A 19281-nucleotide genomic window follows, 5' to 3' on the forward strand; every position below is an offset into this window, starting at 1 on the left:
GTGCGGATGGCTTCCTCGATGGCGGCGAATTGCGCCTTCGACCCATCGAGCTTGTATTCGTAGATCAGCATCCCTTGCTCCTTGTTCGTCCTCACTATCTTCGCGTATCCTAACACAACGATTGCCTTCTGTCAAGCGAAGGGGAACGTCCTGCCGCTGCTGGCTTCCTGCGCCATCCATCCCCTTGGCTGAAGCCAGGGGCCTTCTGCCGCTTTTTGGTAATCTGACATTGTTAAGCGACACATCCAAGGGGAATGAAGAGAAAACGTTCCTGGAAAAGCGGGATATGAAGGGAGGCTTTGCTGAAAGCCCGCTGGCGCTGAATCATGAGCTGGCTACACTGGATCACTGGAATCAGGAAACTATTGAGCGCCGTATAGAAGAGTTGGCCTATTTGGCTTGTGAGGTATGGCAGATACCACAGCTCCCCTCTGCGATTATTCGACGTTATTCGCGCTCATGGAAGAAGGGGGCTCTGGCTGATATCATCGGTCCGGCTGAGTATCCTCGGGCCGGCTTTGTTCCGAAAGGGGTGCGCATTATTCAGGGAGCGGAGCAGCGGTTCTATCTCTTCAGGCTTGTAGAGGGAGAATGGAAGCAGTATGGTGATGGTGTGAATGTCTGGTATACCGAGACCTGGCAGAATGTCCGGCAATGGATTCGGGATATACCAACGATTGATGAGGTGTCAGAGGTTGTTGAGAGCCAGCTTGTGCTTTCGGAGGATTCAGGAGAAGCGTTAGACTATCTGATACTAGAGTCTGCATCAAAGAACTCGTCTCGTATTGGATATCATCTTTATCTGCAAGGAGAAATTGGAGCACTTTTTGAGGAGATAGATAAACGTATTCTTGCTTTGAGCGAACAGGTAAGGCGAGAGGAACAAAAGCACTACATTGCATATAAGCTAGACAGCAACTTTGTTGATATCGAGCCAAAGAGGAAAAGTTTGAAGCTGATCTTGAATATGCCTTTTACGGCAATCAAAGATCCGAAAGAGATATGTCGAGATGTAACAAATATCGGGCATTATGGAAACGGGGATGTCGAGATACGATTAACAGATTTCAATCAGCTTGATGATACAATGATGTTGGTGCAGCAGGCTTTCCTGTGGCGAATGCAATTATAGAGGAATAAAGCTGTTTCGATTGAGGAAATACCGATCCCCTCTTCTATAGGAGAATTTTATTTCTATAGAAGATATTCCGTGGCTTCTTCTCTGATAGCTCTGAGAAGAAGCCCGCTCTTTCGTTATGCAATTTTATGGTAGGCAGGACTTTTTCCGGTGCAGGGTCCTGCCTGTTTATTTGGATGCGAAAAAGCTTTTGCGATTTTAACTGAAAACGATGCTGGTTTTTGATTGACGCTGTTTAATACGGAGACGAGAAATAATGGAAGGGTGTATATATGATGTTAAATTGCAGTATACAGTATTTTATGGCAATGTCTGTGAAACAATTACTTGTCACATGTGATAGAAGTAGATAAAATAAAAGGAGTGCATATATCTAATATGTTTTAAGTGTGAATGTAGTGGGGCGCTTTGCTTTTTGCAGCACTGGTGGGGGAGAGGAAACCATATGTAAGCATAATAAAGAAGCGGGTCTTATTTTTTATAAGATTTGAAGCAAGGAGCCTCAGGACTGCGATTTGATTAATGTCAACAGCAAGTAGCAAGTCGTCATAGGTGAGCAGGCAGGTATGGAACAACACGCTTCATTGTTTTTCTCATGGGCCGCAATGTGTTGTTCCCTTCCTCGCTTTTCAGGAAAACGGTGGCGCTCTGGTTCCTGGACAATGGACTCAGTGTTTGGAGAAGTGCGTGAGATTGGTTCCGAGGCAACTGTAGTCGTGCTCTCCTGGGACATTGGGCTGCTGGCATTTTTCAGAGGTACGCAGTGCCGAAAAATATCATTTTTCCTGGGGACTGGAATGATTTATATCAGATTATAGGGGGCGGGTATTGAAAACATGGACTTGAGCTTGAGGAGACACTGCATTTCTTTGCAATTGATCGAGAAATGAGAGGGATACTATGGGCGCTTTTGACGTATCATCGAAGGTGCATATCCCGGCGATCCCACGAACCTTTGTCCGCCGGAATCGGTTGCTGTCGATTTTAAAAGGGGCTTTAGATGGAGAGCATGAAAAGGAGTATCGAGTGATTTTGCTCTGTGCTCCCGGGGGATATGGCAAAACGACGGCACTAGTTGATTATATACGACAGGCGCAGTTGCCCTGTTGCTGGTATACCCTGGAACCGATGGACGCCGACGCAATCACCTTTCTGCGTGTGCTGGTCACAAGTATTCAGCATGTCTTTCCTCATTTTGGCAAGTCCGTGAGCGCGCGTCTCTCTGGAAGCGCTTTTTCGGAAAGTGAAGCCTTGTCCGGGCCGGTCTTAATGGATGCTCTGCTGACCGCGATTGAGAACGAGATTCAGGAGCATTTTCTTCTGGTCCTCAACGATTTTCATGAGGTGAACAACAGTGCGCCTGTGCTGGAGCTTCTCAATCACTTCCTGCGGAAACAGCCACAACACTGTACAGTCGTTGTTGAGAGCAGGGCTGTGCCCAGATTGGAACTTGCTCCGTTGCTGGCGCGCCGGGAGGTGTACGCTATCGGAAATGCGCATTTTCGCTTCTTGCCAGATGAGATATGTGAGCTGGCACGAGTACAGGGAAGCATTACGCTTACTTTGCAGGAAGCGGAGAAGCTGGCCCATTCTTTCGATGGATGGATTGCCGGTATTTTGCTTGGCACCCGGCTCGGTGAGGGGCAGATGTCGCCGGGGGGTGGCAGAATTCTTTCAGGGACATCAACGCTACGACTAGAACGACAACAGTTGTTCGCCTATCTGGTACATGAGGTGTTCAAGAGGGAACAAGAAGTGTACGCCTTTTTGAAAGAAGTGGCGATCCTGCCGCAGATGGCGCCGGAAGTTTGTGACGCGCTCTTGCAGCGAAATGATTCTGCGAGCAGGCTATCCTATCTTGAACAGCAGGGGCTTTTTGTCAGTCAGGTGGAAACCGACGAGGGGCCATTCTTTCTCTGTCATCCAGTTTTGCGTGATATGCTCTGTGAGGAGTTTCAGCGGGAGCAGCCGGAACGATACACGGAATTACAGCGACGTGCCTCAGAGTTCTTTTGCCAGAGAGGTGAGTATCAACAGGCGCTCTATCATGCACAGAGAGCAGGCGAGTATGAGCAGATGGCGTGCCTGCTTCAGGACGCATATCAACAGAGTGTAAAGCGTGGGCGCAGTTCTGAGGGATTGGCACACTGGATTGATGATATTCCTACAGATATCTGGATGAAGTATCCGCGGTTGCCGTTGATTCGGGCAAGCCTCTATCTGGCACAGGGCGATATCGCTCATGCCCTGCCACTATTGACTCGTTCCCATGAGCTGGTAGATAACGCTGCTGAAACGATGGAGAGCGAAGACCGACGGTTGTTACAGGCTGAAATCGCCCTCGCTCGAAGTAAGGCGCTCTTTTTTTCGGGCAACTATGTACAGGCACAGATACTCTGTCAGCAGGCTCTGCCAACCATACCTGCTGATGAGGTACCGCTTCTGGCAGAAGCTCATCTGCGACTGGGAATGTGTGCCCAGATGCTCGGGTGTTTTGGCGATTGTATTCGTGAACTTCAGCAGGCGTTGCGGCTCTGGGGGTATGGCATCGCGGCGAAACAGACAGCACTACTGCATAGCCAATTGGCAAATACCTATAGTCTGATGGGGAATCTGGCGCTTGCAGAGCATCATTACCGACGCGCGATGTCCTGCCTTGAGGAATTGCATGATGATTATGAACGGGCCAATACGCTCATCGGTAGAGGCGTCACATTACAGCGATACGGTAAGTATGATGAGGCAGTCACTGTCTTACAGGAGGCGTTAGATCTGGCGCGAAAAATTGGCTTTCGTCGCGCAGAGGCATATGCATTGGTTAGCCTGGGAGACGTATATCAGGATCAGGGGAAATACGATCAGGCGCTACTCATGATGGAGGATGGGCTATCGCTTGCTTCTCAGCTTGCTGAACACTATCTGGTTGGCTATACCCATAATACACTTGCAATGACCTATCTCCTGATGGGTGATCCCCACACCGCTCTGGTTCATCTTGCGCAGACAGAGGCTACCGCTGACGAGAAGACAAGCTATCATAACGAACTTGGGGCGCTGGTTCGCGGTACTGTGTGGCTGTATCAGCAGGAATATCAGCAGGCAAAGACCTGCTTTCTTGCTCTGGCTGAAACATTGCACGCAAAAGGCTATAAGCGCGAGTTGGTTCAAGTGATGGTGCGCCTGGCTGCCTGTTATGGGGCATTGCAGGAAAGAGATGAGGCGGTCAGACATCTAGAAAGGGCGCAGCGGCTTGCGGAGGAATATCACTATGAAGCATTGCTCCCTCTGGAGCTTGAGCGTCTGCCCGGGATCGCTGAGACGTTGCGGTTTCAACATGAAAGGGACTCCAATCGAGAGCTGCCTGTGAAAAAAGAGGCTGTGCCGCAGAATAGAGAGCCGCAGAGCCGTGCGAAGATGCCGGATGCATACTCTCGTCTTCAGGCGGTGAAGACAGAAGTTGTGCCGAAGCTACGTATCCTGGCGCTAGGAGAACCAGTAGTGTTACTGGAAGGGAAGCCTATCACGCGCTGGCGTATGGCAAGAGCAATGGAGCTATGTTTCTTTCTGCTGGATAAGGGAAAGCCTGTGCATAAGGAGCAGATTATGCTGGCTCTCTGGCCGGAAGTGGATGAGGCAATAGACCAGACACTCCGTTCAACGATCTATTATCTGCGGAAAGCGCTTGGTGAAGGCTGTATCTCTTACCGCTCAGGATACTATGCGCTGAACTTGCAGGCCCACTACGGCGATGAGGTTTGTTATGATGTGGCGCAGTTTGAGGAATACTATAAAGAGGCAAAAGAAAATTACGAGGTGAAAGAGTTTGATGAGGCATATGAACTCTTTCTGCGGATGGTGCATCTGTATCGTGGCGATTATGCGCAGTCATTTTACCATGACTGGTGTATTCCTCGACGTGAGGAACTGCGGCTAGCCTATCTGGATGCTCGGCGGCATCTGGCATTGATTTGTTGGAAGCAAGGAGAGTATCAGGAGAGCGCCTCTCACTGGCAACAGATGCTGATAGTTGATCGTTGTATGGAAGAGGCGCACTATGGATTGATGCGCTGTTATATGCAGATGGGAAAACGCAGTCTCGCATTGCGGCAATATCAGCGCTGTGCGGAGGCGTTACAGGAAGAGCTAGGGATTGAGCCCGGGGAACGCATTCAGCATTTATATCAGCGGCTGACCGGGCAGGTCCGAGAGTAGGAAAAGAGAAGGGTCGCCACGTGAGCGACCCTTTTGTTCATGTATTTCATTTTATTGGCTCTCCAGGAGGAAAAGGGTCTCCCTGTATATGGGTGAGGGTGATAGCCCTGTCAGGAAGAGCGTCGGCTGAGGTTGCAAGAAATGTTGCAGTTGCTGCTGAAAGGAACAAGAGAATGAGGGTCAGGTGCAAGATAAACGGTTTGATTGAGCAGATGGTGTGTGTTGCTTTCATTGCTGTCCTCCAGGTCTTTTCTAAGAGTTGCTTTTTCCTTTCACTTTCAGCTTACTTGATTGGTGTTAACACTGTATGCGCGTGGATAGGCTTACTGTTCGCACCTGTTTACAGCGAATCGAGAGGCAATACCTGCTTGTATGTCTATTGGCAATGATAAAGGAGGAGGCTTGTGTCTGAACTCTACTGCACCTTAGAGAACCGGTGCAAGCGCTCTGCTTTGGCTTCCTTGTTTGACACATCAGGGACAAGTGATAAACATCGAGTTGAGGAAGTTGCTGTCCCGGGCTGTGGCATCAAGATGTGAGCAGTTCCCATAGGTGAGGGGAACGAGCGTTATGAGAGGCATAGGAGAATGAGGGTGCTTGCCATTGCAAACACCCCTGATGAAAGGAAGGAGGACTGACAAGCTTCCTAAGCCGCCTGATAGCGGCGCAGAACGAGTGAATGATAATTGCCTGAGCCTGTTACCGAGTAGCTTGAGATCAATACATGCTCGGGAGTGGCGGGGCGCGCCGCACCATAGACATAGTCGAGCGCTGCATATTCTTGAGGCTCCCGCAAATTAGCTGTGGCAGAGATAAAACCATCATGCAACGCTGCAATACCGGCGATGATATTGAGTCCTCCGGCAGAGCCATGTGTTTCGCCGAAGATTGACTTAGGGGCAGTGACGGGGACGCGATCGCCAACGACACGGGCGAGAACCCTGGCCTCAACTTCATCAACGAGAGGAAGGCCGTTCGCAGCTGCGAAGACTGCACCTAGCTGTGCCGGTTCAATCCCGGCATCGAGCAGGGCGAGTTCAAACGAACGTTGCCATTCAGTTCCCTCTTCGTTGATGCGGGCGACGCGGAAGGTATCGGCCGTCATGCCAAAGCCTGCCAGTTCGGCATATGGACGGGCGCCACAGGAGCGAGCTGCCTCTTCGCTCTGAATCAAGAAGGCGGTACTGGCTGCGCCTATATTCGTGCCGGAGTGCGAGCGATCAAAGGGGCGCAGGGTGTCGCGACTCAGGAAATTGGGAATACGTCCGAAGCCTGCCAGCATCGGCTCATTGCATTCATCGGAACTTACAACAAGGATTGTATCAACGACACCGCGCTGAATCAGACTGTACGCGTAGAAGAGGGCACTGATCGTTGAGGTGCCGGCTGCGGTGATCGTTGACGTTGGCCCTTTGATCTTGAAATGCAGGGAAACGTGCCCGGCAGCGGCATTCATCACGGTATTCGGAAAGAGGCGCGGGTTGGCATTCTTCACTCCCTGCTCAATCACGGTGCGGTAGAAGGACTCAACCGTTTCAACGGGGCCAGTCCCGGTTGCGAAGAGAATCCCCACCTGTTCGCAGTTGTGGCGATCAATCTTGAAGCCGCTATCAGTCAGAGCGAATTTCGCTGCTGCAACAGCCTGTTTGCTGATCGTATCCATCTTCCGAAGAAGGCCAGGGTTAATGATCTTCTCATAGCGCAGGCCACGAATCATACCCGCCAGCAAGCTGCCGTAGGGCGAGGCGTCGAACTCAATAATAGGCTGGATCTGAGATTGCCCCTCGCGCAGACGAGAGAAGACCTCAGCAGTCGTGTTGGCTCCAGCAGCAAGAGCGCCAATGCCACTGATAACAACGCGCTTGTGTTGCCACGCGTGTCCATGCCCGGCCCGAGGATACTTGCCAAAGATAATACTTGCATTATTGCCGCCAAAACCGAACGAGTTTGAAAGAATGATGTCCAGTTTGGCCGGTCTGGAGTGGTTGGGCACGAAATCCAGGTCGTAGGTGCGTCGCTCTTCGTCGAAGTTGATGGTTGGGGGCAGGATGCCATCCTGCAAGGCAAGCACACAGGTGACCCCTTCAATTGCGCCGGCAGCACCCAGGGTATGCCCGATCATCGATTTGGTGGAACTGATAGGAATATCCTTGTGCTCCTTTAAAAAGGCGCGGATGGCCTTTGGTTCAATCATATCGTTGGTGGGCGTGCCAGTCCCATGCCCGTTGATATACGAGATCTCATGAATGCTAATGTTAGCCATCTCGACGGCTGTGCTCATGGAGCGGATCGCGCCAGAGCCGCCGGGATCGGGTGCCGTCTGATGATAGGAATCAGATGAGAGGCCATAGCCCATCACCTCTGCCAGAATAGTGGCGCCGCGCGCCTCAGCATGGGATAGTCGCTCAAGCACAAGAATGGCCGCGCCTTCGCCCAGATTGAGGCCATTACTCTTGCTATAGGGTGCGCAGGCTTCAGGGCTCAGAGCCGAGAGGCTATTAAAGCCGGAAAATGAGAGATGAGAGAGCGGATCGACGCCACCGGTAAACATGACGTCTGCTTTCCCACTAATCAGGAACTCAGTGGCAAAACCAATGGCATTTGTGCCTGCTGCACAGGCGTTTGAAATGACGCTTTTTGGGCCTTTCAGACCAAGATCAATGCTGATCAGATCTAATGGCGCATGCAGGGTGTAGAGCTGAAGCAAGCGCGGATGCGTTTTATGAATACCCCGCTTAATCCACTGCTCATGGAACATCTGCCCACTGACCATACCGCCAAGCGAGGTGCCCAGGACAACCCCGATACGATAAGGGTCGAGCTGTTGTACATTGATATGAGCATGTTCCGCTGCCTCTCGTGCGGCAATCACTGCCATCTGGCCGCAGCGGTCCATAAAGCGCATTTCTCGTTTGGAAAAGTAGCGCTCAGGGTGAAATTCAGTCACCTCGCCTGCGACATCGGTCGAAAGATTGGTCATATCGACGGTGTGGACCGAGCGGATGCCACTGCTCCCGCGTACGACGTTATCCCAGAAGGCTTTCTGTCCAATGCCATTAGCGCAGATGACGCCAACCCCTGTGACGACAATTCGTTCACGCGTCATATGAGCCTCCTTTATTTTGTATCAGGCGTGTTGCTCAAACATCGGTGCGGCGACCGGTTCACGCCCTTGCTGAAAGGCCAGGATGTATTCAGCGATCTTATTGACCGAGCTCAACGAACTGATATCATCATCGCTCACCGAGACCTCAAATGCCTCCTCGATGCCGACCACCAGTTCAAGCGCATCCAGGGAGTCCAGGCCGAGACCGCGGCCAAAGAGCGGCTGATCATCCGTTATCTGACCTGGCTCACAATTGAGTTCAAGGTATGAGACCAGCAGGGACTTGATCTGTTCATTGAGGGCTCGGCGCTGTAGTGCCTTCTCCCTCGTTTCCTGATAGTTGCTCATGTCTTCCTTCCTTTCTTTCTGGGTAGAATGGTATTTATGCTTTTTTTGCCTGGGACGTATGCTCTGTCTCAGCCAGATAGCGTTCAATTTGGTCGCTGATATGTGGCGGCAGGTGAAACAAAATGCGTCCGTCGGTACGCATCAGGACATGTGAGGATGCGCCCTCTGTAAGGAGCTGATGCCCTTGTTGCCGATACACACGATAGGTGAAATCAAAGCGCGCTTTGACCGGTTTTTTGAGAACCGTTTCTACCTCGACTATATCTCCGTAGCGCGCCGAAACGCGAAAGTGACTGCTACAGGTAACAACCGGAAAATGAAGCGTGCTCCCATCGGGCAGCGCCTCCAGATTCAGTCCTATCTGCTTTGCCAGGGTGACGCGCCCGATCTCATACCAGACAAAGTAATGAGAATGGTGAACGACGCCCATTGGATCGCATTCCACGAAGCGTACAGGAATAATTGCTCTGGCTTTCAGTACCATCACACAACTTCTTTCTCTCCTCTTTTCAGACAGTGTTTATGTCCGGACCTGCTGGAAGCATACCCGAGTTCTGTTCACACCTGGTTGCCTTTGAATTCGCAATTGTAGATTCCTGCAAGGAGGCTGTTTGACTGCTGAAGCTCTACGGGTGCTAATTCGTGCGAACAGTTGCAAACAAGAAGTGAATTGAGGCGGAGTATGCTTTTTCTGTCGTTAACCCCCCTTCTTTGCAAGAAGTGAGCGTGTAAGGATGAAGTGCTATGTCATGGCAAATAATCAATGAGTTGCTGATCTTGGCCAGTGTGGATGCTGAGTTTTATCAGGAACTGATTCAGTGCGGAGCCGTTGCGGCGTTGCGACGAGGCTTTCAACTTACTGAAGAGGAGCAAGCGGCTTTCGAGAATCTGCAGGTGAAAGATGTCTACGAGTTGAGTAGAGTCGTCATAGAGAGAATAGGATATAAAAAGTGACAAAGGAGAGATCATTGCAGAACACAACCGCCACCCTTCAAGAGACGAGTTCTCAACAGAGAACAAATTGGTTTGCTAGTTTTGGGGGCCTGATCCCTATCGTGCTGATGATCCCGCTGCTGATGTTGCAGCTCTGGACGGCCTGTATTGTTGCCGCGATCAGCATTTCACTGGTGACGATTCTTTATAATCTGAGCCAGAAGCGTGGCGTGACCAGCCTGGAAGCGCTCTCGTTGTTTTTCGGTCTGGTCAATGCTGTGCTGTACTTTGGGTTCCAGAGTACCTTTCTATTGCAGCGTCTGGGCGCATTCATTTATCTGTTGCTGCTTGTGCAGGTGATCCTCTCATTGGTGCGGGGTGTTCCCTGGACTGAGCAGTATGCGAAACGTTCGGTTTCGCCGGAGCTGTGGGAGAATCCGATGTTTCGGGAAACGAATCGGTTTCTAACCATTGTCTGGGGATGCGCATTCCTGGTAGATATGGTGCTCTCTATAGCCTTTACTGGTTGGCTAGGCAATATCGTGCCAATCGCTCTGGTGGTAGCAACGGCTGTGGCCACACCCTTTCTGACCAAATGGTATACCAGCCTGCGGACGAAGCAGAATTAAAGAGATAGTCCTGTCAGAGGACGCGAGCCATCCATAGTGGTGCACTCGCGTCCTCTGCTTTCTCTTGAGCGAAAATGCCAGGAGGCTTCTAAATGGAGGCACCTGGTCTCGACCTTTCGACGAACGCTGGCCCCTTTTCAGGCTATCAGAGGTTCAACTGATGCGAACAGATTGATGACTCGGTGTGAACGAGAGGCGGGTATGCTTTGAGCGAAGTCAGTTGGAGAACGTGAAGCGGATGGGCTGCAACTGACAGGTATTGTTGGAATATGGAGACAGAGAAGAAAGCCAGGTGAAATTCATGGCGATGATAGTAGAGCAGGCTCCCAGGCAGGGGAAGTCTACTGATAAGGTTGAGAATGTGATTGAGGCTCGTGAAATTTATAAGAGCTTCGGTGCTTTTCAGGTAGTAAAAGGGGTCAGCCTGGAAGTGAAAGCCGGTGAAGTATTTGGACTACTCGGGCCCAATGGTGCCGGTAAAACAACGCTGATCTCGGTATTAACCGGTATCCTGACTCCTGATAAAGGTAGTGCGACCATGTGCGGTTTTGATCTGGTGAAAGATGCGCGCAAAGTCAAAGATGTTATCAGCCTGGTACCGCAGGATCTCACGATTTATCAGGAGCTATCGGCACTGGAGAATCTCAAATTCTTTGCGCGTATGTATCATCTTGCGGGCAAACTGGCAAAGGAACGGATTGATGAAGTGCTGGAGATTGCCCGGTTAACCGATGTGGCGAAAAAGAAAGCCGGGACCTATTCGGGGGGCATGAAACGGCGTTTGAATCTGGCAATCGGGTTGCTCAATCATCCGCGCCTGCTCTTTCTGGATGAGCCAACTGTTGGCGTTGACCCGCAGTCGCGTAACCATATCTTTGAGTGTATCCGTATGCTGGTGCGGGAGCGCAATATGAGCGTTTTCTATACCACTCATTATATGGAAGAAGCGCAGACGCTCTGTCACCGGGTGGCGATCTATGATCATGGGCAGATCATCGCGCTAGGCACGCCTCAGGAACTGATTCAGAAGATTGGTGCGACTCGGTTGACTTTCAGCATAGAGGCGCTGCCCGAAGATGTGCTTGAGCAGGTGCGTGAGCTGGCTACAGTGCAGCAGGCTGACTACAGCGAACAGATCCTGACTGTTGCGGCTCCAGCGCCATATCAGGCGGCCCGCGATGTGATCGGTGTGCTTCAGCAACGGGATGTGCCGGTGACAGATATGCAGACGCAGGAAGTCAATCTAGAAACCGTGTTCTTGAGCCTGACGGGCAAGGCATTGCGCGAGTAAAGCATTCGCTATATCTGATGAAGGAGATGGGGTTATGACCTTCTGGCATGTCGCACTTAAGGATATCCGGCTACAGATGAAGGATCTACCAAGTATCCTGTTCCTGTTTCTGACGCCGTTACTGGTGATCGCGGTAGCCGGGTATGCTCTACCAAACCTGAGCAACAGCAAGACCTATAGCAAGTTCCAGATCCCGGTGGTGCAACAGGATACCGGTCCCTATGCGCAGGCGCTGGTCGATGCACTGAAAAAGAACTCGGCGCTTGAGATTCTGACTACCTATACCGATGAGGACAAGCAAGAACATACAATGACGCTCGATGAGGCGAAGAAGCGGGTCCCGGATCTGAAGGCGGCAATAGTGATCCCTGAGCACTTTTCTGATGATATGATCCAGCAGCGGCCGACCCGGATCACGGTACTGACTGACCCGACAGATAAGGTCGTGCCGCCCGTTGTCAGCAGTGTGGTGAACAAGATCACAACCCAGATGACGCAGACAAAAACGCTGATTGAGGTTGAGCAGGAAGAAAACAAGGTGGGCGAGAACTATCATCAACCCTCGGCTTTTGATGCGACGGTTCCTGGCTATGCGGTGATGTTCATTCTCTTCAGCACGACCTTTGCCGCGGCCTCGCTGCTGACCGAACGCGAAGCGGGCACGCTACGTAAGCTGAAGACGCTGCCAATATCGAAATTCTCGATTATTCTGGGGAAGATGCTGGCAAACTTCCTGGTTGCGCTGTTACAGTGTGTCGTCCTGTTTACTGCCGGTCACTATCTATTCGGGATGTGGCTTGGAAACGATCTGCTGGCTCTGATCACGGTGATTGTGGCAACAGCCTTTGCTGCGACCGGTCTGGGTATGTTGATCGCGGCTTTTATCAAGACGAGGGCGCAGGTGACAGGTGTGGTGACGCTCTGTGTGCTGGCGATGTCTGCTCTGGGAGGCTCGTGGTGGCCGCTCTATATCGAGCCGGAATGGATGCAGAACGTCGCGAAGGTCACGCTGACAGCCTGGGCGATGAGCGGCTTCAATCAGTTACTGGTGTATGGTAATGGTTTCTCTGCGGTTCTCACTCCATTAATTGTGCTGGCCTGTATCGGTATTGGCGGGGTGCTGATTGCAACGGCCCGTTTCCGGTACGAATAATGTTGAGCGTTCAGTGAAAAGGATGAATGCTATATGGAGTACGCGTTTCTCTTCCCCGGGCAGGGGTCGCAACAGGTCGGAATGGGCAAAGATCTGTACAGAAACTATGTGATAGCCCGAGAGACCTTTGAAGAAGCGAATGACATTCTGGGTTTTGATCTGAGCAGGCTCTGCTTTACCGGTCCACAGGTGACATTGACGGCGACCGAGAATGCGCAGCCAGCGATCCTGACGATGAGTGTCGCTCTCCAGAGAGTGCTGACCCAGGAAGGAATTATTCCGGGTATCGTGGCCGGGCATAGCATTGGCTCCTTTGCCAGTCTGGTGGCGGCGGGCTGTCTTCCCTTTGCGGATGCCGTACGCATTGTGCGGCAGCGAGGGTTGCTGATGGCGGCGGTACAACAACCCGGAAGTATGCTGGCGGTGGCCTCTGCCGACGAACTGAAGCTGAAAGAGGTTGAGAAGATGGCGCGGGAGCGCTTTGGGCTTGATATCGCGGCGAACAATAGTCCCGCACAGTCCGTCTTCTCGGGTGCGGTTGAGAGCATCCAGGCACTACAGGATGCCCTGGCCGACCGAAGCGGTGTGCAGGCGAAGCGTTTTTCGGTTAGCCAGGCTTTCCACTCGCGCCTGATGGGTGAGAAGAAGCAGGAATGGGAGCAATTTCTGAACGACTATCCTCTGCTGACCGCTCGTATCCCGGTCGGGTTAAACGTGCAGGGCAACTATACAACCGATGTGAGCGAGATTCGGAAAGATCTGGTTGAACAGTTTACCAGAACAGTGCAGTGGCGCTCGCTCTTCCAGCACCTGCTTGATCTAAACATCACACAGCTCATTGAAGTTGGCATGGGGCATACGCTGGCGGGACTGGCCCGCGCCTGGCCCGGTCGAATAACGGTTCAGGTTACAGAGAGTGTGCCGCATCTGGCGAAGCTGATCAAGCAGGCGCAGAAGCAGCAGCTCGCAACCCGCGCAGCGTAGGAGGATGGTATGCGATACGCGTTTCTCTTTCCCGGTATGGCCTCACAGCGCGAGGGAATGGGTCGCGATCTGGCAGAGCGTTGGCCTGAAGCGCGTGCGGTTTTCTCACAAGCAAGCGCCGTGCTGGGTTATGATTTCGCACAAAAGTGCTTCTATAGCCCGCTCAACGAACTGACCAGTACACAGGAAATGCGCCTGTTAACTATGTTTGTGGTGAGCGTGGCGAGTCTGCGGGTACTGGAAGGGGCGGGGTTAAGGCCTGCGATCGTTGCGGGTGCCAGTGGTGGAATCTTTGCGTCACTGCTTGCCGCTGATGCTATTGATTTTGCCCAGGCAGTGCGTGTGCTGGAGCAGCGCGGGCGATTGATCGCCTCGATCCCACCTGAAAAGCGCGGCTCTATGCTGGCGATCATCACGGCAAACGAGGAAGTCATGCAACAGGTGGAGCTGATCGGGGGCGAGGAGAAGGCGCACGTGGGGCTGTATAACAGTCCAACACAGATCGTGTTTGCCGGATCGGATGAGGTCCTTCGGCGGGTACGGGAGCGGGTACGGGGCCTGCGAGGTGTCTACATCCCGAGACCGGAGCGCTTCAGTGTTGGGAACGCGCATCACTCGCCACTACTGATGGTAATTCAGGAACAATGGTGCGAACTGGTCAACACGATGACGATCCGACAGCCTCGAATCCCCGTTCTGTTGAGCGGCTTTAACGAGGTGACGACCGATCCGCACCGGGTGCGTGAGGCACTGCTTGATCTGAATGGTGGCGCGGTCTATTGGCGGCAGTCGTTTAGCCGGATGCTTGAGGAGGGGTACCGGCTCTTCCTGGAGGTTGGTCCCTGTCAAACATTAACGAAGCTGGCCAGCGCCTGGAAGACACCACATACGGCTCTTCCCTGTGGCACCGTCGCTGAAATAGAGGCAGTCTTTACCCATCTGAGCGAGAAGCAAGCAGCATAAGAGGAGCAAGGCAATGTTTACCGGAGAGGAAGTAGCGCTAGTAACAGGCGCATCGCGCGGCATTGGCAAGGCAGTCGCTCTTGATCTGGCCTCCTATGGTGTGAAAGTCATGGTACATTATCACAGCAAGGAGGAGGAGGCGTTGCAGGTTGCTGACCAGATTGAGCGAGCTGGCGGCACGGCAAAGATCTTTCAGGCAAACGTCGCGGATGAGGCCGCAGTCCAGCGAATGTGTCGTGAAATTAAAAAGGAGTATGGGCGGCTGGATATCCTGGTGAACAACGCCGGGATCACGAAGGATGGCTTTGTCACGATGATGAGCGCAGCCAAATGGCAGGACGTTATAGACACCAATCTGAAAGGGACGTTCTTCTGTACGCGAGAGGCACTCAAGATTATGCACCGGCAGAAGCGGGGCGCGATTATCAATGTGGCCTCGACCAGCGGGGTAGTAGGGCAGCCTGGCCAACTCAATTATTCAGCGTCGAAGGGTGGCCTGATTGCCTTCACGAAAGGATTGGCGCGTGAAGTGGCTCCGCAAGGAATCAGAGCGAATGTTGTGGCTCCGGGCTTTACCGAGACTGATATGACCCGACAGATGGAGCCGGATGTGTTGAAAAAATATCTGGAGATGGTTCCCCTGGGCCGGATCGGCAAGCCGGAGGAGATCGCGTATATGGTCTCGTTTCTGGCCTCGTCAAAGGCCGCCTATATTACCGGAAAAGTCTTCATTGTCGATGGCGGTTTAGTGACTGTTTGATACGAAAAGGAAAGGAAGGAGAAAAACAATGGCAGTATCTCAGGAGCTGTATGAGAAGGCACTGCAGCGGCGCATATTGAACGAACGAATCAAGGAATTGCTGGTGAACTCACTGGAATTGAGCTGTGAGCCTGGCCAGATAACGGATGACCAGCCGCTCTTTGGTCGCGGTCTCGGCCTGGACTCCCTGGATGCGCTTGAACTGGTGGTCGGCATCGAGGAGGCATTTGAGGTCTCGGTGAGCGATGATGATATCAGTTCGTTGAGCTCGGTCAATAAGATCGCTGAATACATCCTGGCCTTTCAGCAAGGGCGTGAACCGGTCGCCGCACCGATGTTTGAAGCATAGGGAGAAGGAGTAATGTCATGAAGACGACATTAGGAGCAGACGAAATACGAACGATGTTACCCCATCGCTGGCCCTTCCTGCTGCTGGATCGTGTGACCGAGCTGGTGCCAGACAAATATGCGGTCGGGATCAAGAACGTGACCATTAGCGAGCCATTCTTTGAGGGCCATTTCCCGCAGCGGGCAATCATGCCCGGGGTGCTGATTGTGGAGGCGCTGGCCCAGTTAACCGCGATTGTCTACTGTAGTGGGCACCTGGCTCGGGCCGAAGAGTGTGGGGCTGGTGCGGCGTTGGAGGAGGTGGCAGATCATGTAGGCTATCTGGTGATGATTAAGAGTATGAAGTTTATGCGCCCGGTGGTGCCGGGAGATCAATTAACGCTGAAGTCGAGTGTCGCAGCCGGTCATGGCGTGTTTTCCCAGGTTAAAGTCTCTGCGCATGTTGGACCGCATCTGGTTGCAGAAGGTATCCTCGGCGTTACGCAGGCTCAGCCCGAAGAGCTGTAGGAGGTGATGTATGTCAGGCTCCATCGCAATTCGTCCATTGCAAGAGGCGGATGTTGAGGGCGTGGTTGACCTCTATAATCGGGGAGGTTTTGGCCCGATTGCCGGTGGACAGGCGTTAACCGGCGCGACTTTCCGTCGCCTGTTAGAGGAACGAGGCACCTATCTGTTTCTTGTTGCCGAGAGTCAGGAGCCAAACGCAATTGTGGGCACGCTGGGCCTGTTTCAGGTATCGGAGCAGCGAGTTGCACAGCCTGAAGAGGTGTTCGCAGGGAGCTTCTTTATTCACCCGGAGTTCCGTAATGGCTCGATTCCCAACCTGCTCTTCATTGAGGCGTTGCGAGCCCTGATTCGCGATGGTTATAGCTGTATCAGCGCGACCGTGAACCCGGCGAACACAACAGCCCTGGCACTTTATAAACGTATGGGCCTTTATCGCACACGGGCAAGCAGCATCGACTACGATGGGCAGATTGAGCTGAAGGGATATCAGCCGCTGATTATGCGCAGTATCAAACAGATGGTCCCGGATTATCTGACTACGCTGCCACGAGTTGAAAGCTGCTGGCGCTTCCTGGCTCCCAGGCAGTCACTGCGCTCAACCGGCTACGATACCGAAAGCTGGAACGGCCTGGAAGTGATTACCTACGAGATTCATTTTGAAGAACATTTCTATCGTTTCCGGCTGGATGTCGAGAGCAATGGACTGGTGGAGTTACAGACAAACGCTGTTCATTTCAGCTTTTATCCAGAGGCCGGGCCAGAGGGTCTGGTTGGTGAAGAACTGAAGCTGGTACACGAACTGACCACCCAATGTGAACAGGCTTGTGCTGTCAGCCGGGCTGATGGGAGCGAAGTGCTTACACGGAGAATATTCGGTCCCCACCAGCACTGGCGGTATGTGGAGCGGCTGGTCTTTCCACAGCCAGGACGGCACGTTGTGCGCTGTACCTTGCATTTGGAGAGCTGCTCGCTTGATTTTCAGGTAGGCGTCAGATTATTGACAGGTGTGCATGCCCAGCGAGTGCGCCCGTTAGTCCATCTCGTGCCGGGAACTGAGACGGTGCGCGTACCGATTTGTTTGCAAAATGCAACGCAACGTCCCTGTTCACTGTCTGTTGTTGCGCCCTCCTGGGCCCGGTGTGACAGCATAACTCTCGCAGCAGAGAGCGCTGCTGAAACGGCGCTCTCCTGTGAGGGGGTTCCAGAGGGCGTTCATGCCGTCGTGTTCGAGGCGCAGGCAGAGGATGGAACCCGGCGGCAACTGGACCCGGTAATGTTACCGGCGCTACGTCGGGGAATGGCGGTCAGCTACCGTGAAGAGAGCGGAGCGTATGTGCTTGAGTCGACTGCTGTAAGAGCAACCATCGATGCGAAGACAGGTCTGATGCATATCTGGGATAAGGGTGCAAGCAGGTTAGCTCTGTATGAGGCATGGCCCGATGTAGGGCCGCCATTCCCTGGCGGCTTGAAGCGAGGTAAGGTGCGTAGGCTTGAGGCATGCTGTGAGGCAGATGGCACGCTGACGCTACAGGAAACGCTGAAAGATGGCAGCTTGCTCAGGCGAACGCTGCGGCTGCGTGATGATCATCTGCTGGAGATTCAGCAAGCATGGAAGCCAGCTCGGAGACGGCAGGCCAGGTTGAAAACGTATGGCTGGTGCGCTCTACGCCAGAGTGTGCTTACTGTGCCCTTGCGTGAGGGCTGGCAGACGAGACCGGTAATCTATGGGGAATATCCCTATGCAATGCACGAGTTTGAGGCTATTCCGAGTGCAGATCTGCCGTGCGAGAGCGCGGCTTATGCCGAAAACTGGTCGGTGTTTGAAGAAGCTGGTCGCTGTACAGGGCTGCTCTGGGAGCGTGCCGCTGAGATCTGTTACGGGCTTCATTGGATGCCGTCGCTATTTTTCGAGCTCCCGGAGAAAGAAGCTATCTTGCCTGGCTACGCCTACTATATCGGGCCTGGTGGAGCAAATGAGGTTCAGCGTCACTGGCAGACCTGCTATGCTCATGGCCCGGTTGAGGCGGAACAAACAGCGGTTTTGGCAATGCAGACGCCTGAGACGCGACCCGCTATCGAAACGGTGCTGGAACGACTCTCGGTGCAGGAGGCGCCCGCAGTGCGACTTACACCGGGCGGGACAGGACAGACCCGAGGCTATCAGGTTGATAACGGAGTGGTACGTTTTCAGGTCGCGCCAAAGTTTGCCGGGAGCATCTACAGTTTGACCTTTCAGGGGGCTAATCTGCTACAAACAGCGTTGCCTCGACCGCGTCCGTTTGGTGAAAACGCGTCCTGGTTTGGTGGTATCCATCCCTACAGGGTCAATGAGCGTACTAATTTGCTGGAGAGCTTACTTTGTGATGGTGAGCGAATTCCTGAATATGAAGTCCAGCCATATCAGGAGCTGGATGCACAGGGGCGAGCCTGGGAGGGCGTGATCTTGACTGCCGGTGCACTGCGCATCGCTTATTCTGTCCTGCCAGGGACAAGTATGCTTCGGTTGATGGCTGAATATCACAACACGCGGGCGGTAACTGAAACCTTTGATCTCCTGTTTTATGCCTTCTTCCGAGCGCTGCATAGTCGCGTGCCGAAGATGCTGTACTATGAGCGGCAGGGGAAGGGAGCGTATCTGAAGGAGGAAAAGCGAGGCAGGCGGGTCTATACCGGACGCAGTTGTGTTGTGACGCTGGGGCGAGACGTGGCTGTAAGTCTCTGCGCACCGGAGATTGCAACCTATGAATGGCCAAAGGATGGTTTTCAACATGCCCTTCTTCATCATTTTGATGTGGCACCAGGAGAGACACAACGAGCATACTCATATCTCTTTGTCTCAGATTCGCTGGAACAGGCTTTCAGTGTCGCAGGCTTTCAGCGGAGCCAGACAGGCAGTGTGAAAGGATGAA

The 19281-nt window shown here is 52.9% G+C and carries 15 protein-coding genes; 12 read left to right on the plus strand and 3 right to left on the minus strand.

Going from position 1 to position 19281, the window contains the following annotated elements:
- The first annotated feature begins 184 nt into the window (after positions 1 to 184).
- Together EI42_RS25940 and EI42_RS25945 are read left to right on the plus strand one after the other, a co-directional pair.
- Positions 185 to 1132 (plus strand): DUF5655 domain-containing protein, encoded by a 948-nt coding sequence (locus EI42_RS25940; protein WP_211326348.1) that lies wholly within the window; start codon positions 185 to 187, stop codon positions 1130 to 1132.
- A gap of 906 nt (positions 1133 to 2038) precedes the next feature.
- Entirely contained in the window at positions 2039 to 5350 is a 3312-nt protein-coding gene (locus EI42_RS25945) for an AfsR/SARP family transcriptional regulator (RefSeq protein ID WP_111325552.1), read from the plus strand.
- Between the two features lie 646 nt (positions 5351 to 5996).
- Here EI42_RS25945 and EI42_RS25955 read toward each other — a convergent pair.
- Genes EI42_RS25955 through EI42_RS25965 form a run of 3 tightly spaced genes read right to left on the minus strand, consistent with a single transcriptional unit; the run spans position 5997 to position 9288 of the window.
- A complete protein-coding gene (locus tag EI42_RS25955) occupies positions 5997 to 8456 on the minus strand; it encodes a beta-ketoacyl-[acyl-carrier-protein] synthase family protein (RefSeq protein ID WP_111325554.1) in 2460 nt (819 codons plus the stop codon).
- 21 nt (positions 8457 to 8477) lie between these two features.
- Entirely contained in the window at positions 8478 to 8804 is a 327-nt protein-coding gene (locus tag EI42_RS25960) for an acyl carrier protein (protein ID WP_111325555.1), read from the minus strand.
- A gap of 34 nt (positions 8805 to 8838) precedes the next feature.
- Entirely contained in the window at positions 8839 to 9288 is a 450-nt protein-coding gene (locus EI42_RS25965) for an acyl-CoA thioesterase (RefSeq protein ID WP_111325556.1), read from the minus strand.
- A gap of 260 nt (positions 9289 to 9548) precedes the next feature.
- On the opposite strand from EI42_RS25965, the gene EI42_RS25970 reads away from it, so the two are divergent.
- The 10 genes from EI42_RS25970 to EI42_RS26015 all read left to right on the plus strand — a co-directional run bounded on the left by EI42_RS25970 (position 9549) and on the right by EI42_RS26015 (position 19280).
- Positions 9549 to 9758 (plus strand): hypothetical protein, encoded by a 210-nt coding sequence (locus EI42_RS25970; protein WP_111325557.1) that lies wholly within the window; start codon positions 9549 to 9551, stop codon positions 9756 to 9758.
- Positions 9759 to 9772: 14 nt separating this feature from the next.
- Positions 9773 to 10366: a DUF3159 domain-containing protein gene (locus EI42_RS25975; RefSeq protein ID WP_111325558.1), complete on the plus strand. Its 594-nt coding sequence runs from the start codon at positions 9773 to 9775 to the stop codon at positions 10364 to 10366.
- A gap of 301 nt (positions 10367 to 10667) precedes the next feature.
- Positions 10668 to 11657 (plus strand): ABC transporter ATP-binding protein, encoded by a 990-nt coding sequence (locus EI42_RS25980; RefSeq protein WP_111325559.1) that lies wholly within the window; start codon positions 10668 to 10670, stop codon positions 11655 to 11657.
- Between the two features lie 34 nt (positions 11658 to 11691).
- The gene (locus EI42_RS25985; RefSeq protein WP_111325560.1) at positions 11692 to 12810 is read left to right on the plus strand and encodes an ABC transporter permease; all 1119 of its coding nucleotides are present in this window, start codon (positions 11692 to 11694) and stop codon (positions 12808 to 12810) included.
- A gap of 33 nt (positions 12811 to 12843) precedes the next feature.
- On the plus strand, positions 12844 to 13794 hold the full coding sequence (locus EI42_RS25990; RefSeq protein WP_111325561.1) for an ACP S-malonyltransferase: 951 nt from the start codon (positions 12844 to 12846) through the stop codon (positions 13792 to 13794).
- Positions 13795 to 13803: 9 nt separating this feature from the next.
- On the plus strand, positions 13804 to 14757 hold the full coding sequence (locus EI42_RS25995) for an ACP S-malonyltransferase (RefSeq protein ID WP_111325562.1): 954 nt from the start codon (positions 13804 to 13806) through the stop codon (positions 14755 to 14757).
- A gap of 13 nt (positions 14758 to 14770) precedes the next feature.
- Positions 14771 to 15517: a 3-oxoacyl-[acyl-carrier-protein] reductase gene (gene fabG, locus EI42_RS26000; RefSeq protein ID WP_111325563.1), complete on the plus strand. Its 747-nt coding sequence runs from the start codon at positions 14771 to 14773 to the stop codon at positions 15515 to 15517.
- 28 nt (positions 15518 to 15545) lie between these two features.
- Positions 15546 to 15866 (plus strand): acyl carrier protein, encoded by a 321-nt coding sequence (locus tag EI42_RS26005; protein ID WP_111325564.1) that lies wholly within the window; start codon positions 15546 to 15548, stop codon positions 15864 to 15866.
- Positions 15867 to 15883: 17 nt separating this feature from the next.
- Positions 15884 to 16372, plus strand: coding sequence for a 3-hydroxyacyl-ACP dehydratase FabZ (gene fabZ, locus EI42_RS26010; protein ID WP_111325565.1), 489 nt, complete (start codon positions 15884 to 15886; stop codon positions 16370 to 16372).
- Between the two features lie 10 nt (positions 16373 to 16382).
- Positions 16383 to 19280 (plus strand): GNAT family N-acetyltransferase, encoded by a 2898-nt coding sequence (locus tag EI42_RS26015; protein ID WP_111325566.1) that lies wholly within the window; start codon positions 16383 to 16385, stop codon positions 19278 to 19280.
- Position 19281: the final 1 nt, after the last annotated feature.

It is taken from the genome of Thermosporothrix hazakensis (assembly GCF_003253565.1).
Taxonomy (GTDB): domain Bacteria; phylum Chloroflexota; class Ktedonobacteria; order Ktedonobacterales; family Ktedonobacteraceae; genus Thermosporothrix; species Thermosporothrix hazakensis.

Bases quoted from the DNA above. Each gene is read 5' to 3' on its own strand.
- EI42_RS25945 (WP_111325552.1), top strand. From the start codon at position 2,039: ATGGGCGCTTTTGACGTATCATCGAAGGTGCATATCCCGGCGATCCCA.
- EI42_RS25990 (WP_111325561.1), top strand. From the start codon at position 12,844: ATGGAGTACGCGTTTCTCTTCCCCGGGCAGGGGTCGCAACAGGTCGGA.
- EI42_RS25960 (WP_111325555.1), bottom strand. From the start codon at position 8,804: ATGAGCAACTATCAGGAAACGAGGGAGAAGGCACTACAGCGCCGAGCC.
- EI42_RS26015 (WP_111325566.1), top strand. From the start codon at position 16,383: ATGTCAGGCTCCATCGCAATTCGTCCATTGCAAGAGGCGGATGTTGAG.
- EI42_RS25995 (WP_111325562.1), top strand. From the start codon at position 13,804: ATGCGATACGCGTTTCTCTTTCCCGGTATGGCCTCACAGCGCGAGGGA.
- fabG (WP_111325563.1), top strand. From the start codon at position 14,771: ATGTTTACCGGAGAGGAAGTAGCGCTAGTAACAGGCGCATCGCGCGGC.
- EI42_RS25970 (WP_111325557.1), top strand. From the start codon at position 9,549: ATGTCATGGCAAATAATCAATGAGTTGCTGATCTTGGCCAGTGTGGAT.
- EI42_RS25985 (WP_111325560.1), top strand. From the start codon at position 11,692: ATGACCTTCTGGCATGTCGCACTTAAGGATATCCGGCTACAGATGAAG.
- EI42_RS25980 (WP_111325559.1), top strand. From the start codon at position 10,668: ATGGCGATGATAGTAGAGCAGGCTCCCAGGCAGGGGAAGTCTACTGAT.
- EI42_RS25965 (WP_111325556.1), bottom strand. From the start codon at position 9,288: ATGGTACTGAAAGCCAGAGCAATTATTCCTGTACGCTTCGTGGAATGC.
- EI42_RS26005 (WP_111325564.1), top strand. From the start codon at position 15,546: ATGGCAGTATCTCAGGAGCTGTATGAGAAGGCACTGCAGCGGCGCATA.
- fabZ (WP_111325565.1), top strand. From the start codon at position 15,884: ATGAAGACGACATTAGGAGCAGACGAAATACGAACGATGTTACCCCAT.
- EI42_RS25955 (WP_111325554.1), bottom strand. From the start codon at position 8,456: ATGACGCGTGAACGAATTGTCGTCACAGGGGTTGGCGTCATCTGCGCT.